Here is a 14935-nt window from a genome sequence, read left to right as displayed (position 1 = left end):
GGGGAGTCCTCGGGCAGCGACTACTGCTGTGTGACGAGCCATCCGCCGCCCTCCTCGTCCACCACCAGCTCTGGGAGGACCGTTCGCAACTCACGTCGGCCGGCTGCGGCCATGACTGCCTCAGAACTAGGGTGGGCGGCAATGTCGCGACAGTTGACGTAGGTCGGCGGCAGCATCGCGATTGCTCGGTCATTGGGTTGCGCGACCACGTCACGCGCGGCGATCCATCGGGCTCGATCGGCTTCGGTCGAGGCGGCGTGGGTGGCCTGGCCCTCCGGCAGGGTCGCTACGAAGAACCGGGTGTCGAAGCGGCGCGGCTCGAAAGTTGGCGTGACCCAGTGCGCCCAGAAGGCCAGGAGGTCGGAGCGAAGCACGAGCCGGCGGCGCGCCAGGAAGTCCGCGAACGAGAGCTCGCGCGCCTCAAGGGCAGCACGGTCCTTCTCCCAGCCCTCACTCGAGGTGTCGGCCACAGTGGCCTGGGCCGACGCACCGGCCAGCAAGACTCCGGACTCCTCGAAGGTCTCGCGCACGCCCGCGCACACCAAGGCTTGTGCCACCGACTCATCGCATCCAAGTCGCTGCGCCCACTCAACTGGGGAGGGGCCAGCCCACGGGATGGAGGTGTCATAGTCGCCAGGATCGACGCCCCCGCCTGGGAACACGTGCATCCCGCCCGCGAACGCCATCTGGGTTACACGTCGGAGCAGAAACACCTCCGGGCCGCGCAGGCTGTCACGCACCAGGATGACCGTCGAGGCGTTTCGAGGTTCCGCCGGAGCCTCATCGTGGGCGAGAAGCCGCTTCCAGCGCACGAGAAGCTCGTCGCTGATCCGCTGCCTTGCCTGTCCGCCCATGCGAACGTCCTTCCTCATATCCCTGCCTCATCGACCTGGCATCCCCCTCGACTCGGTGGCCCCGATCCGAGGACAGCGCTCCGAGGCGCGGGCAGCCAGTTGACTGGACCGCACATGCGCAGGATGCTCCGTGTTGATCGAATGTTCAATAGAACCAGCGGGACGCGCCCCCGCTACGAGCAGTGATTCGAGGGTGGCCCAATGCAAAAGATCATCGTCGGCGTCGATGGAAGCGACACAGCACGCAAGGCTGCCGACCGCGCCGCGCGTCTAGCCTCCGGGCTGGGCGCCCAGCTCGTGGTCGTCAGCGCGTTCAGCAGCCCAGATGAGCTTCGTGCGGGCTCTCCTGGAGACGCATTGTCACTCTCGGCGAGCGACGTCGCGCTCACCGTCGCCAAGCAGGCGATCGAGGACCTGATGGGCAGGCACCCGAACCTGAAGGCCACCCCGCACGCGGAGCTGGGCAAACCTGCCGAAGCGCTGGTGACTGTGGCTGAGGCGATCGAGGCCAGCATCGTCGTCGTCGGCAACAAGCGGGTGCAGGGCCTGGCAAGGGTGCTCGGAAGCATCGCGACCGACGTCGCCCACCATGCCCCGTGCGACGTCTATATCGCCCACACACACTGAGGCCCCATGTATCCAGGCACCCATGCACGATCCACGCCCGACAAGCCGGCCATCGTCATGGCCGATACCGGCGAGACCATCACCTACGCACAGTTGGACGAGCGGTCCGCGAGGCTCGCGAACGCACTTCGAACGCTGGGGCTGCGTGAGGGAGACGGCGTTGCCATCCTGGCCGAGAACACGCCCGGGTACTTCGACGTCTACTGGGCCGCGATGCGCAGCGGCTTGTACTTCACCGCGCTGAACTCCTCGCTCAGCCGCGACGAGCATCTCCACATCATCGACGATGCCGGCGTCAAGGCCTTGTTCGTGTCGGGTGATACCAAGGCCGAGATGGCTGCCGCCCTGCGGGCTCAGACGCCGAGCGTTCGGCACATTGGCATCGGGGGGCCGATCGAGGGCTACACCGCCCTGGAAGAGCTCCTTGCGACCGCCGCTCCCGAAGTCCCGGACGCTCAACCTCAGGGCCAGATGATGCTCTACTCCTCGGGCACGACCGGCAAGCCCAAGGGTATCCGCATCCCGTTACCCGGCCGCCAGGTCTCGGATCCGGGCGACCACCTGCTGTCTGCGTTCGCGCCTCGCTTCCAACTGGACGCCGACAGTGTGTACCTTTCCCCTGCGCCGCTCTACCACGCGGCGCCGTTGCGCTTCTGCGCCATGATCCACCAGCTCGGCGGCACCACCATCGTGATGCCTAGGTTCGATCCTGAGGATGCCCTGGCCGCCATCGAGAAGTACCGAGCCAATCGCAGCCAGTGGGTGCCCACGATGTTCGTGCGCATGCTCAAACTGCCAGAGGACACACGCAAGAAGTACGACATCTCCAGCATGAAGTTCGCGATCCACGCGGCGGCACCGTGTCCGGTCGAGGTCAAGGAGAAGATGATCGAGTGGTGGGGGCCCGTGCTCGAGGAGTTCTACTCCGCGACCGAAGGTCACGGCATTACCGTGATCGATTCGACGCACTGGCTGGCCAAGCGTGGTTCGGTGGGTAGGGCGGTCCTGGGCACGCTCCACATCTGCGACGACTCGCGCGAGGAGCATCCCGAGGTCTCTGTAGGCACCGACGGTCTGGTCTACTTCGAGCGCCAGGAGATGCCGTTCGAATATCACAACGACCCGGACAAGACTCGCAACGCACAGCATCCGGTGCATCAGCACTGGAGCACCACCGGTGACGTCGGCCACCTCGATGAGGACGGCTACCTGTACCTGACGGACCGTAGGGCGTTCATGATCATCTCCGGCGGCGCGAACATCTACCCTCAGGAGGCGGAGAACGTGCTCGCCTTGCATCCCGCGGTGTACGACGTGGCCGTCATCGGCGTGCCGGATCCTGACATGGGCGAGCAGGTCAAGGCGGTCGTGCAGCTGGCTGATGGAGTCGAAGGCTCCCCCGGCCTCGAGCAGGAGCTCATCGACTACGTGCGTGGCCGCATTGCCCACTTCAAGGCTCCGCGGTCGGTCGACTTCACCGACGAACTCCCCAGGACGCCGACAGGCAAACTCGTCAAAAACAAGCTCAAGGACCGCTACCTGTAGCCTCGCCGACGCGAGGACCCATCACGTTTCCCACTGCCCAGGCGGGCGGGCACGTCTCGAAGGACGCCGCGATCCCCTCCTCGCGATCGGAGTGATGCCGGATAGTGGTGGCGGCTTCTCGTGTCGCCGGCCATCCGGCGCCTTCCATCGGCCAGCGGGCCTCCTGCAGCGCGCGCACCGACGCCTGGACCGCGGCCGGAGAGTTCTTGGCGGACGAGCTCGGCGATATTGGGTGGCAGCCGATCTGGAGCGCGGAGAAGTCCGCCGCACGCGGCAACCACCCCAGGGCAACCTCCGGAAGGCGAACACCGCGGCGGAACTGGCCACGACAAGGTCACACGACAAAAACGATCTCGAAGCCTCCGCCGAAGGGCCGGTCCGTCCACCGCTGCGATGAGCGGCTTGGTGCGCATCCTGCGGATGATCCCGTACTCGCCACCCCTGGTCGTTGCCGGGCTGACCCGCTGGCTCAGATCGGTGCCAGCCGAGAAGACCGATCCCTCCGCAGCGAGGATACCGACCCGCAGTCGGGGATTGTCATCGAGTTCGTCGAGTGCCGCGCCGATCGCGTCCGCCATTGCCTGATCGATGGCGTTGCGACGATCGGGACGGTTCAACGTGATCGTCGAGACACCTCTCTCGTTCGAGATCCTGACCAGTGACGACGTCATCACCAGTGCACCTCTTCCACCATCTCTGACAGGTCGGCGCGTGAGGTCCGGAAGCCATTGACCGGATGCTCGACGTGGGGGTACCCCAAGGCGACCGCGCACAGGATCCCGCGCTCGTCGGGTATATCCAGGAGGTCGCGCACCTTGTCGGCGTACACCGCGATCGCACCCTGCGCGATCGAGGCGACTCCCTCGTCCCATGCGGCGTTCATCAGGTTGGCGACATAGGCACCGGTATCGGCCACTGCGTAGGTGCCCTGGCCCCGATCGGCGGTCACGATGGCGACCGCTGGCGCTCCGAAGAACGAGTAGTTGTCAAGCATCGCGGCACGTCGCGCATCGTGGTCGGTCCTCTCGATGCCCAGGCTGTTGTAGAGCGCATACCCTGCCTCACGCCGGCGTTCTAGGTAGACGCCGCGATACTCAGCAGGAAGATCGTAGTCCGGACTCACACCCGATGATCGGACCGCACTGTTCAGGACATGCGCGAGCAACTCGCGAGTGGTGCGCTCAAGCGCTTGGCCCCGCAAGAGATAGACCGACCACGGCTGGGTGTTGCACCACGACGCGGTCCGTCGGGCAACCTCGAAGATGTGGGTGAGGACGTCGTCAGGCACCGGATCGGCGCGGAAGCCGCGGCAACTCCACCTGCTTGCCATCAGGTCCTTGAACTCCATGCCGCCTCCACTCTCTCTATGTCCACTCACGATTCCTCGTCCCCGTCACGGCCCTCATCCATTGTTGCGGCCCGCTATGGTCCATGCCCATGACAATGCCCGACGCCCTCTTGGTCACCACCCCGCGACCTGGGGTCAAGCTCATCACGCTCAACCGGCCCGACAGCCTCAACGCCATCACCGACGAGATGGTCAAGGCGATGCACGCCGCGCTCGATGACATCGACGGCGACGGGTCCTGCCGCGTCGTCGTGCTGACCGGTGCCGGACGGGCCTTCTGCGCGGGACTCGACCTCAAGGCCTATGGAGGCGAGGATCTGGTCGAGCAGCGTGGCCGCACGCTGGCCAGTCTGGCCAGGCAGAAGGAGATCGCCCAGATCAGCGAGAAGCTGCACTATCTGCGCCAGCCCATCATCGCCGCGGTCAATGGCGCGGCGGCCGGAGGCGGCCTGGCTTGGGTGTGCGCAAGCGACATCCGCATCGCGACCCCCGATGCCCTCTTCGCAGCCTCGTTCATCCGCGCAGGCTTCTCCGCCTGTGACATGGGAGTCTCGTGGTTGCTGCCCCGTATCGTCGGCGCCGGCAACGCACACGAACTCATGCTCACTGGGCGACGCTTCACCGCTACGGAGGCGCATCGGATCGGGCTCGTGGTCGAGCTGGCCGAACAGGCGGAACTCCTCGATGCCGCGATGATCAAGGCAGACGAGATCATGCTCAACGGGCCTGCCCAGGTGGAGCTGACCAAGGAAGGGATGTGGATCGCTCTGGAGAACCCGAGCTTCAGAGCGCAGGTCGAGTTCGAGAATCGTCAGCAGCTCATCACTGCCTTCACTGAGGACCGTCAAGAGGCCACCCGCGCCTTCCTTGAGAAGAGGCGCCCACACTTCCGGCACCGCTGACGGCCGCTGCCTACTCGGCGCGTTCGCCGTCTTCCCATTCTCATCCACTTATCGTACGATCTATCAGATTCGTTCGCTAAGAAGGGAAAGATCCGTGGCTGAGTCGAATGCCGCCTACATCGTCGGAGCGGTCCGCACCCCCATCGGCACGAGCAAGGGTGCCCTGATTGGCATCCACCCGGCCGACCTGGCCGCACACGTGCTCAAGGAGCTGGTGGAGCGCACCGGCGTGGACCCCGCAGCGGTCGAAGACGTGATCATGGGCTGCGTCCAGCAGCATGGCCCCCAGGGGGGCGACATCGGGCGGCTGGCGTGGCTCTCGGCCGGCCTCCCCGAGAACGTGCCAGGCGTCACGATCGACCGACAGTGCGGGTCGTCCCAGCAGGCGGTGCACTTTGCAGCGCAGGGTGTCCTGTCGGGAACCCAGGACCTCGTGGTCGCCGCGGGTGTCGAGAACATGGGCATGCTCAAGATGGGCGTCGCCAACCACATCGTGCTGAAGGAACTGGGAGTGCCCTTCCTCGGCGAGGGCTTCCAGAAGCGCTACCCCGGCGAGGAGATCTCGCAGTTCAGAGGCGCCGAGCTCATCGCCGAGAAGTGGGGCCACACGCGCGAGGACCTCGAGCGATTCGCGGTCGAGAGCCACCAGCGCGCGGCGCGCGCGATCGACGAGGGCGTCTTCAAGACGCAGATCGCCGCGATCGGCGGGCTGACCGACGACGAGGGCGTGCGTCGCAACACGACCCTCGAAGCAATGGCCGGCCTCAAGACCGTCCGCGAAGGCGGCGTGATCACTGCCGCCGTGTCCAGCCAGACCTCTGTGGGAGCAAGCGCCCTGCTCATTGCCTCAGAGCGCGCTGTCAAGACCCACAACCTGACGCCGCTGGCGCGCGTGCACACTCTCGCGCTCGCCGGCAGCGATCCCATCTACATGCTGACCGGTCCCATCCCGGCGACGCAGAAGGCGCTGGAGAAGTCGGGTCTGTCCATCGACGACATCGACCTGTTCGAGATCAACGAGGCCTTCGCCCCCGTCGTTCTCGCCTGGGCGCAGGAGACCGGCGCCTCCCTGGATCGCACCAACGTCAACGGCGGAGCGATCGCCCACGGGCACCCACTGGGCGCCACGGGCGCGATCCTGGCCACCAAGCTGGTGCACGAGCTTCAGCGCACCGGGGGCCGCTACGCACTCCAGAGCATGTGCGAAGGCGGCGGGCAGGCCAACGCCACCATCTACGAGCGCGTCTAGGACCACGTCGACGGGGTTCTCGGGTCGCACCGAGGACCCCGTCCGCATGTTCCGCATGGGGCTTGAACGAGGAAGCATCCGGTGCACCCCGGTTGTCGGCGCGCGGGCGGCGGCTCGGGTTGCGGCCGCGAAAGGAATCGGTAGGAAATGCGTGCGAACGCGAAGGTAGACGCCGAGCTCGACATCGTCGTGTTCGGAGCCACGGGCTACACCGGGCGGCTGGTGGTCGAGCATCTCGTGCGTCGTCATGGGTCACGGCCAGAGCTGAAGTGGGCCTTGGCCGGACGATCACGCGACCGCCTGGAGGAAGCCCTGCAAGCTGCGGGGGCACCGGCTGACACTCCGCTGGTGGTGGCGGACGCTCACGACCCCGACTCCCTCGTCGCGATGGCGTCGCGCACCAGGACCGTCGTGTCCACCGCGGGTCCCTATCTCGCCCACGGCTCGGAGCTGGTGGCTGCATGCGTGGCGACCGGCACCGACTACCTCGACATCACCGGCGAGTCGTACTGGATCCACCAAATGATCGGTGCTCACGAGGCGGCGGCCCAAGTCGGCGGCGCCCGGATCCTCTTCTCCAGCGGGTTCGACTCAATCCCCTCCGAGCTCGGAGTCTGGTACTGCCAGCAGCTTGCCCAGCAGGAACTCGGTACCCCGGTGCCGCTGGTCAAGTGTCGCCACCGAGCCTTCGTCGGCGGCGGACAATCCGGTGGCTCGCTGGCATCCGCGTCGGGCATCGTCGATCTACTGCGGACCGACCCCAACGCCCGTGGACTGCTAACCGATCCGTTCCTCCTCACTCCGGGCTTCCGTGGCCCTGAGCAGCCCTCGCCTATGGTCGAGGCTGACGATCCAGACGTGGGCCGCGTGCTGCCGTTCGGGGTGGCACCCATCAACGTCAAGGCGGTCCACCGCAGCAACATGTTGATGGGCTTCCCCTACGGCCGGGACTTCGTCTACGACGAGAAGCGGCTGGCCGACATGATCGGACGCGCAGGAAACATGCGGGAAGCCAATGCCAAGGCCCGGAGAGACGCACCTGGCCATCGTGGGTCGGGCGAGGGTCCCTCGCGTGAAGAGCGTGCCGGAGGGCACTTCGAAGCGCTCTTCATCGGCGTCGCCCCCGATGGCCGACAGGTCCGTGTTGCGTTGTCCGGGGACGAGGACCCCGGACACGGCAGCACTTCCAAGATGCTCGTCGAGACGGCCCTGTGTCTGTTGGACTCTCCGGAGGTGGCCGGCGGGGTATGGACCCCGGTCTCGGCTCTTCAGGGGCGCCTTCGTGATCGGCTGGAAGCTCATGCAGGCGTCTCTGTGCGGCCAGAGTCGCAGTAGACCCCCACGAGTCGCTGTGCAACCGATTGGTTGGCCGCGATTGGTTGGCCGTGGGATGTGGTGGATGACAGGAATCGAGAAGGAGGGGGCTGACCGTGGGTTCGGAGCCAGACTTTGACATCGTCCTCTATGGCGCAACCGGCTACACCGGCGGGCTGGTGGCCGAGTACCTCAGCCGTCGCTACACCGCGGGGAGTCCCCGTTGGGCGCTCGCGGGCCGCTCCGCAGAGCGGCTGACGGCAGTGCGCGACAGGGTGGGAGCACCACTCGACACTCCCGTGATCGTTGCCGACCTCCAAGACGACGCATCGGTCGACGCCCTGGTGGCGCGCGCCCGCGTCGTCATCACCACGGCGGGCCCCTATCAACCCCACGGCGAGGCGCTCGTGGCTGCGTGTGTGCAGGCAGGTGTCGACTACGTCGACCTTGCCGGCGAGTCCGACTGGGTGCGCCAGATGATCGACGCCTACGAGTACGACGCACGCATGAGCGGTGCCCGAATCCTCTTTTCCTGCGGCTACGACTCCATCCCCTCAGAGCTCGGTGTGTGGCTGTGCCAGGAGATTGCCCGCGAGGAGTTCGGAGCGCCCGTACCACTGGTCAAGTGCCGGCATCGCGCCTACGTCGGCGGAGGCCCCTCGGGCGGATCACTCGTCACCGGGGCAGGCATTCTCGAGGCCGTCAGGGACGACCCGACACTCTATGACCGGCTCGCAGATCCCTTCCTCCTAACTCCGGGCTTCCGCGGCCCCGAACAGCCCGAAGCAGCCGAGGAGCACGACCCCGACATCGGTCCGGTGATGCCCTTCGGCATGGCGCCGGTCAACTCCAAGGCCGTGCACCGCGGGAACATGCTCATGGGATTCCCCTACGGACAAGACTTCCTCTACGACGAGCGACGCCTGACGGCTATGGCAGGCAGGGCAACCAACAGCCTTCAAGAAGCAGAGGCCAAAGCACGAGGGCACGTGCCTGACCAGCCGAAACCGGGAGGAGGGCCGACCGTCGAGGAGCGAGCAGGCGGCTACTTCGATTCCCTGTACATCGGCGTGGCAGAGGACGGCCGCCAGGTCCGGATCGCGGTGACCGGCGACGAGGACCCCGGGTACGGCAGCACTGCCAAGATGATCGCCGAGACTGCGCTGTGTCTCCTGGACTCCCCCGATGTCGCCTCCGGGATATGGACTCCGCTATCAGCGCTGCAAGCACGCTTGCACGAGCGGTTGCGCACGCATGCCGGCATCTCCACCGAGCGTGAGAGCTAGCGCCGAATGAGCGGGCATCTTCGGGCCCCGGCCAAGCGAGAGTGAGTCGAGTGAACATCGAACCAAGACGGCCGAGCGTGAAGGGCCCGGCGCAGTGGTTTACAGGCGACGTCTTCATGGATCCGATCGTCTCCGCGAGGGGCAAGCAGTCGAGAGTGAACATCGGTTCGGTCCACTTCGCGCCCGGCGCTCGCACTGCCTGGCACTCGCACGCGGTCGGGCAGACGCTCTACATCCAGCAGGGTGTGGCACTAGTCGGCGCTCGTGACGGAACCGTGCTCGTCGCCAGACCGGGCGACGTCGTCTACACCCCGCCTGGCGAAGAGCACTGGCACGGCGCGACACCCGAGCGCTTCATGTCGCACCTCGCCATCTACGAGGACCCAGACAACGGCGACGCCGCGGCGTGGCACGAGCATGTAACCGAGCACGCCTACACCACCAGCTGGCGCGCCATCGCCAGCACAGACTCGCCACCGGAAGTAGGAGACAACCACCATGCCACGTAGCACTCTCGCCGCCTTTGCGGTCACCCCCGGGGCCCCGCTCACCGTCGACGTGCTCGAGGTCGCCGACCCCGGGCCCGGCCAGGTCATGGTGCGCTGGAAGGCCGCCGGGGTATGCCACACCGACGGCACGATCCGCACGCAGGAGTTCGACTTCTTCCCACTCCCCCTGCTCCTGGGCCACGAGGGAGCCGGCATCGTGGAAGCCGTGGGGCCCGGAGTCAGCCAGGTGAAGGTCGGCGACACCGTCGTGTCGGGCGGCATGCAGCTGTGCGGGATGTGCGCCCGATGCACCGGCGGACAACCAGAGGCATGCGACCTCAAGCACGTGCGGGACTGCTGCACGGATAGGTGACAACTGACCTGGCTTGCCTGATGGGCAGGCTTGAGAGGATGTCGCTGTGCCCAAGCCCTACCCCCGCGAGTTCCGTGACGACGTCGTGCGCGTCGCCAGGAGCCGGGATCCGAAGACCCCGTTGGAGCAGATTGCGAAGGACTTCGGGATCCACCAGACCACGCTGAACTCGTGGATGCGCCGTGCCGATGTCGAGGACGGCGTGAAGCCCGGGATGACCGAGGACCAGAACACCGAACTGCGTGAGCTCAAGCGCCGCAACCGGCTGCTCGAGCAAGAAGTCGAGGTCCTCCGCAGAGCGGCCGCCTACTTGTCGCAGGCGAACCTTCCGGGAAAATGAGGCTCTTCTGACTGATCCGTGGGTCATCGGCCGGGCAGCACGGGCCGGTGGCCGCCGAGGTTGAGCATCGCGAGCGCGATCAGGGCGTCGGGTGATCGGAACCCGAAGGCCATCCTCGTGATGAGTCGGATCTTGGTGTTGACCGACTCGATCAGCCCGTTGGACAGGCTGTGTTCGATCGAAGCGAGGATCTCGGCGCGGTGCTTGGCGATGCGCTGCTGGATCTTGACGAAGGCCTCGATGCGGCATCGTCGCGCCCACGCGATCCATCGATCGAGCGCGTCGGCTGCTTCGTCGGGCGGCAGTCGGAACACGGTGCGCAGGCCTTCTTTGGGCTCTCCTGACGCATCTGTGGGTCAGTTTCGGCCGGGGAGTGCTGGGCGGTAGCCGCCGAGGTTGAGCATCGCGAGGGCGATCAGAGCGTGGGCGGAGTGGAATCCGTAGGCCATGCGGGTGATGAGGCGGATCTTGGTGTTGGTCGACTCGATGAGCCCGTTGGACAGGCCGTGCTCGATCGCTGCGAGGATCCGGGCGCGGTGTTTGACGATGCTCTTCTGCAGCTTCACGAACGCTGGGATCCGGCAGCGACGGGCCCAGCTGACCCAGCGGTCCAGCGCAGCGACGGCGGCCTTGTAGGGCACCCGGAACACCATCCGGAGCCCTTCCTTGAGCAGGTAGGCCCGATACAGCCTCGGGTCGGTCGCAGCGATCCAGGCCAGCATCGTCTGCTGGTTCTCGGTGAGGTCTTCGGGGTTCTTCCACAACGAGTACCGGGCACCCTTGAGCGTCTTGGCCCGCTCGTTGCCGGGCCGGGGCGGCGCGTCCGCGGGTGGGCGTCCACGACCACGCTTCGGCTCCTTCCTGGCCTGCTTGCGGGCGTCGTTCCATGCCTCGCGGCGGACCTCGTCGAGGGCGTCGGTGGCCCACTTCACGATGTGGAACGGGTCAGCGACCCGGACCGCGGCCGGGCACATCTGGGCGACGATGGCGTCGATGAAGTCGGCTCCATCCGCGCTCACGTGGGTGATCAGCTTGCAGCGTTCGGGGCCGAGGAGGTCGAAGAACTCCCGCACGGTCGCTGAGTTGCGTCCCGGGGCGGCCCATACGAGGCGTCGGGTGTCGTGGTCGACCACGACCATCAAGTACTTGTGGCCCTTCTTGTAGGAGATCTCGTCGATCCCGATCCGCCGTAGGCCGGCCAGACGATCATGCTGGGCATCGATGTCAGCCCAGACCCGGGTGATGATCGCCCCGACAGTGCGCCACGCGATTCGCATCAACTCGGTCGCGGTGGTCTTCGAGGCCCGCGTCGCCAGCCAGGCGACCTGATCATCGAAGGCCAGCGTGTGACCGGCGTCGTGCCGAGCCCACGGGACATGCGCGACCACGACACCGTGGTCGCGGCAGCGGACCCGAGGGGTGTCTGCCTCGAGCATCGCGACCGTCGTGCCCAGGTCGAGCGACCGCCAGCGACGCCGTCCCGGCCCGGTGTCGTAGCCAGGACACCGACGCCGACAGATCCCGCACCGGCCCTGTTGCCTGCTGGTGGGTCGGACATGAGCGATCAGGACCTGGGCGTCCTCGTCGTACTCGACCTTCTCGATCACCGTCTTCTCGACCCCGAACACGCCTCGCCATAGGCTGACATCACGCACGCCGCTCTCCTGTGCACCTGGTTCCTGTTCCTAGACAGCTCAGAAACCTAGACAGGAAGCGGCGTGCGGCTCGTTCAGGCGCGCTCAGACACCCACAGGTACGTCAGGAGAGCCAAAAAGATCTAGGGATGCGCTGATCAACGCGCCATTCTCAGAGCGACCGGCGGCTGTCAGGGTCGGCCGGCCCCAAGAGCGGCTCGACGTGGGCCCTGCCCGGCCCTGGCGGCCACTACACCGGGCCGCAAGGGCGGTTACGGGCAGGCTGGCGCTACGCCGTCGCCGGGGTCAGGGCGACGGCACGGGCCCTCATCAGCCAGTTCGCCGATGCGAACAACACGTGCAGGTGGTTGAGGTTCTTCGCGATCCCGCGGTAGCGGGTCTTGGCGAACCCGAAGTCCCTCTTCACGATGAGGAACGGATGCTCGACCTTGGCCCGCACACCCGCTTGGCGTGACTGCTCGGCACGGTCGGGCTCGGCCATCGTCTTGAGCCGCCCTTTGCGGGCGGCCATGCGCCACTCGATCTTCGAACGATGCGGATCGTCGGCGATCTCCGGCCGCCGCTCGGCTCCCTGGTATCCCGCGTCGACATAGCCGACCTCGTCATCGTCACGCACCAGATGGTGTGCCTCATCGAGGTCGTGCACGTTCGCCGCGGTCGTAGACACAGAGTGGACGTACCCAGTTTCCCCAGTCAGTTACCTGCGTCGGCGCCGATGTGGGCCTTCATCCCGAAGTACCACTGGTTGCCCTTCTTCGTCTGGTGCATCTCCGGGTCCCGGGTGCCGGTGGCGTTCTTGGTCGAGGACGGGGCGGCGATGATCGTGGCATCCACGATGGACCCGCCGCGCATGATCCAGCCCTCACGCTCGAAGATCTCGTTCTGCGCCGCGAACAACTTCTCGCCGAGCTTGTGCTCCTCCAACAGGTGGCGGAAGTGCAGCAACGTGGTCGCGTCGGGGACCTGCTCCACAGCGAAGTCCAGACGCATGAACCTGCGCATCGCATAGGAGTCGTAGATCGCGTCCTCCACGCCCTCATCGGACAGCGAGAACCACGCCTGGAGCAGATACATCCGCAGCATGGTCTCGATGGGCTTGGCCTTCCGGCCGGTCTTGCCGGGCCTGTCGGTGTAGTAGTGCGGCTCGATCACCCCGACCCACGATTCCCACGGGATCGTGGCGTCCATCGTCTCCAGGAACTGCTCACGCTTGGAGACACGTCGACGGTTGCCGTACTCGACGTCAGTGAAGGAAGGCTGGTCGCTGTCCACGACCCCATGATTTCGCCATCACCGCCGCCCGGTCACACGACGGGCCGGTCTACCTCAAAGATCAGTGCATCCCTAGTGTCCTGTCCGGTTGTTCCGGTAGCTATTTGTTGATCGCGCGGCAGTAGCCCGCGAGGCGTTCGAGGATCTCGTCGGCGGTCTTGTGCCATACGAAGGGTTTGGGGTTCTCGTTCCAGGCCTCGACCCAGGCGGTGATGTCGTCGGCGAGGGCCTTGATGCTGCGGTGGGCCGAGCGTTGGAGCTTCTTGGTGGTCAGTGCGGAGAACCACCGCTCGACGAGGTTCATCCAGGAGCCGTAGGTCGGGGTGAAGTGGAAGTGGAACCTCGGGTGGCGCAGCAGCCAGTCGTGGACTGCTGGGGTCTTGTGGGTGGAGAGGTTGTCGAGGATGACGTGGACGTCGAGCTCGTCGGGGACCTCGGTGTCGATCTTGTCCAGGAACGCGATGAAGTCGGCGGCCTTGTGGGACTTGCGCAGGTCGGTGATCACTGTGCCGGTCGCGATGTTCAGTGCGGCGAACAGGTCCAGGGTGCCGTTGCGGAGGTAGTCGTGAGTCGCCTTCTGCGGGGTGGTGGGCAGCATCGGCAGGATCGGGGCCGAGCGGTCCAGGGCCTGGATCTGGGGTTTCTCGTCCACGGCGTACACGGCTGCCGCGACGGGAGGAGACATGTACAGGCCCACGAGGTCGCGGATCTTCTCGATCAGGTCGGGGTCCGGGGAGACCTTGAACTCGTCTTGACGCCAGGGCTTGAGCCCGAACGCCCGCCAGATCTCCGACACGGTCTGCCGGCCGATGCCGTGCCGCTGGGCCAGCTCCCGGGTCGACCAGTGAGTGGCGTCCTTCGGGGTCTCCTCAAGCGTGTCGACCACGATCGCTTCGACGACCTCGTCACTGACCCTGCGTCGCGCACCCGGACGGGGCGCGTCTCCGAGGCCTTCGAGGCGATCAGCGGCGAACCGGTGGCGCCACTTGGCGACCGTGACCTGGTTGCAGCCCAACTCTTCGGCGATCGCGGTGTTGGTCTTTCCCTCGCCGCAGGCCAGCACGATCCGCGAACGCAGAGCCAACGCCTGCGACGACGAGTGGCGCCGAGCCCACCGTTGCAGTGTCTCCTGCTCGTCGTCGGTCAACTCGATCGTGACCGTCGGTCGTCCTGCTCGTCGCATCACCGGCTCCATCCTGTCGAGGCTCTTGCCTCTTCAGAACCCGGCCCAGCCTACGAAATTCCCGAATCCCCGATATTTCTTAGCGGAACAACCGGACGGGACACTAGGACCGGTGTTGCCAGGGCTTGATCGCGTCGGCGGCCAGCCGGCGCCGCACGGTCGAGACACCCACCGCCCCGCCCCTACGCCGCCGACGACGCCGCTGAGACCGTGGGCCGGACCAGTCCCTGGGCGGTGGCCTGGGCGGCCAGTTCGGTGATCGACCAGCGCGCCAGGGGCAGGCCCTGCTCGGCCGGTTCGCTGCATGCCAGCGCCTTCACGCCGGCGACCTCGAGGGCGGTGAAGCACGGTGGTCGTCCTGGCCGTGGCCGGTCCCGCAGCCCGTCGAGCCCGTCGCTGCAGTAGCGGCACCGCCACTTGCGCACGGTGTCGACGTGAACGCCCAGGTCGCGGGCGATCTTGGCGTTCGCGATGCCGGCGGCCGAAGCGAGCACGATCC

The 14935-nt window shown here is 66.4% G+C and carries 15 protein-coding genes and 2 pseudogenes; 9 read left to right on the top strand and 8 right to left on the bottom strand.

Annotated elements, in window-relative coordinates:
- Window positions 1-20: 20 nt before the first annotated feature.
- The gene (locus ACUP6Y_RS09870; protein ID WP_462555788.1) at window positions 21-854 is read right to left on the bottom strand and encodes an NUDIX hydrolase; all 834 of its coding nucleotides are present in this window, start codon (window positions 852-854) and stop codon (window positions 21-23) included.
- 201 nt (window positions 855-1055) lie between these two features.
- On the opposite strand from ACUP6Y_RS09870, the gene ACUP6Y_RS09865 reads away from it, so the two are divergent.
- Together ACUP6Y_RS09865 and ACUP6Y_RS09860 are read left to right on the top strand one after the other, a co-directional pair.
- Entirely contained in the window at window positions 1056-1481 is a 426-nt protein-coding gene (locus ACUP6Y_RS09865; RefSeq protein ID WP_462555786.1) for a universal stress protein, read from the top strand.
- A gap of 6 nt (window positions 1482-1487) precedes the next feature.
- On the top strand, window positions 1488-3026 hold the full coding sequence (locus ACUP6Y_RS09860; RefSeq protein WP_462555784.1) for an acyl-CoA synthetase: 1539 nt from the start codon (window positions 1488-1490) through the stop codon (window positions 3024-3026).
- On the opposite strand, the gene ACUP6Y_RS09855 is transcribed toward ACUP6Y_RS09860, so the two are convergent.
- Window positions 3017-3697: an enoyl-CoA hydratase-related protein gene (locus ACUP6Y_RS09855; protein ID WP_462555782.1), complete on the bottom strand. Its 681-nt coding sequence runs from the start codon at window positions 3695-3697 to the stop codon at window positions 3017-3019. The two genes, ACUP6Y_RS09860 and ACUP6Y_RS09855, sit on opposite strands and share 10 nt — an antisense overlap.
- Window positions 3697-4374 carry a nitroreductase gene (locus tag ACUP6Y_RS09850; RefSeq protein WP_462555780.1) on the bottom strand — a complete coding sequence of 226 codons (678 nt, stop codon included), beginning with the start codon at window positions 4372-4374 and terminating at the stop codon, window positions 3697-3699. Before ACUP6Y_RS09850 ends, ACUP6Y_RS09855 begins: the two co-directional genes overlap by 1 nt.
- Window positions 4375-4463: 89 nt before the next feature.
- Here ACUP6Y_RS09850 and ACUP6Y_RS09845 point away from each other — a divergent pair, with 89 nt between their 5' ends.
- The 7 genes from ACUP6Y_RS09845 (at window position 4464) to ACUP6Y_RS09815 (ending at window position 10326) form a co-directional block, all read left to right on the top strand.
- A complete protein-coding gene (locus tag ACUP6Y_RS09845; protein ID WP_462555778.1) occupies window positions 4464-5276 on the top strand; it encodes an enoyl-CoA hydratase/isomerase family protein in 813 nt (270 codons plus the stop codon).
- A gap of 94 nt (window positions 5277-5370) precedes the next feature.
- Window positions 5371-6525 carry an acetyl-CoA C-acetyltransferase gene (locus ACUP6Y_RS09840; RefSeq protein WP_462555776.1) on the top strand — a complete coding sequence of 385 codons (1155 nt, stop codon included), beginning with the start codon at window positions 5371-5373 and terminating at the stop codon, window positions 6523-6525.
- A 147-nt stretch (window positions 6526-6672) separates the two neighbouring features.
- Window positions 6673-7860, top strand: coding sequence for a saccharopine dehydrogenase family protein (locus tag ACUP6Y_RS09835; RefSeq protein ID WP_462555774.1), 1188 nt, complete (start codon window positions 6673-6675; stop codon window positions 7858-7860).
- Window positions 7861-7955: 95 nt separating this feature from the next.
- Window positions 7956-9125, top strand: coding sequence for a saccharopine dehydrogenase family protein (locus ACUP6Y_RS09830; RefSeq protein ID WP_462555772.1), 1170 nt, complete (start codon window positions 7956-7958; stop codon window positions 9123-9125).
- A 50-nt stretch (window positions 9126-9175) separates the two neighbouring features.
- Window positions 9176-9634: a (R)-mandelonitrile lyase gene (locus tag ACUP6Y_RS09825; RefSeq protein ID WP_462555770.1), complete on the top strand. Its 459-nt coding sequence runs from the start codon at window positions 9176-9178 to the stop codon at window positions 9632-9634.
- Window positions 9624-9986 (top strand): alcohol dehydrogenase catalytic domain-containing protein, encoded by a 363-nt coding sequence (locus ACUP6Y_RS09820; protein WP_462555768.1) that lies wholly within the window; start codon window positions 9624-9626, stop codon window positions 9984-9986. Before ACUP6Y_RS09825 ends, ACUP6Y_RS09820 begins: the two co-directional genes overlap by 11 nt.
- A 46-nt stretch (window positions 9987-10032) precedes the next feature.
- Window positions 10033-10326, top strand: coding sequence for a transposase (locus tag ACUP6Y_RS09815; protein WP_462555766.1), 294 nt, complete (start codon window positions 10033-10035; stop codon window positions 10324-10326).
- Window positions 10327-10349: 23 nt separating this feature from the next.
- On the opposite strand, the pseudogene ACUP6Y_RS09810 reads toward ACUP6Y_RS09815, so the two are convergent.
- From ACUP6Y_RS09810 to ACUP6Y_RS09790, 5 genes and pseudogenes are all read right to left on the bottom strand, one after another.
- Window positions 10350-10658: pseudogene (locus ACUP6Y_RS09810) on the bottom strand (ISL3 family transposase); the annotation flags it as partial.
- A 24-nt stretch (window positions 10659-10682) separates the two neighbouring features.
- Window positions 10683-11981 (bottom strand): ISL3 family transposase, encoded by a 1299-nt coding sequence (locus tag ACUP6Y_RS09805; RefSeq protein ID WP_462551837.1) that lies wholly within the window; start codon window positions 11979-11981, stop codon window positions 10683-10685.
- Window positions 11982-12249: 268 nt separating this feature from the next.
- Window positions 12250-13253: pseudogene (locus ACUP6Y_RS09800) on the bottom strand (IS5 family transposase).
- A 100-nt stretch (window positions 13254-13353) separates the two neighbouring features.
- Entirely contained in the window at window positions 13354-14436 is a 1083-nt protein-coding gene (locus ACUP6Y_RS09795) for an IS630 family transposase (protein ID WP_462553247.1), read from the bottom strand.
- A 182-nt stretch (window positions 14437-14618) separates the two neighbouring features.
- Window positions 14619-14930, bottom strand: a complete 312-nt coding sequence (locus tag ACUP6Y_RS09790) for a helix-turn-helix domain-containing protein (protein WP_462555764.1) — start codon at window positions 14928-14930, stop codon at window positions 14619-14621.
- Window positions 14931-14935: the final 5 nt, after the last annotated feature.

The sequence above is a fragment of the Nocardioides sp. S5-5 genome (genome assembly GCF_054954065.1).
This window is presented reverse-complemented; position numbering and strand designations above follow the sequence as displayed.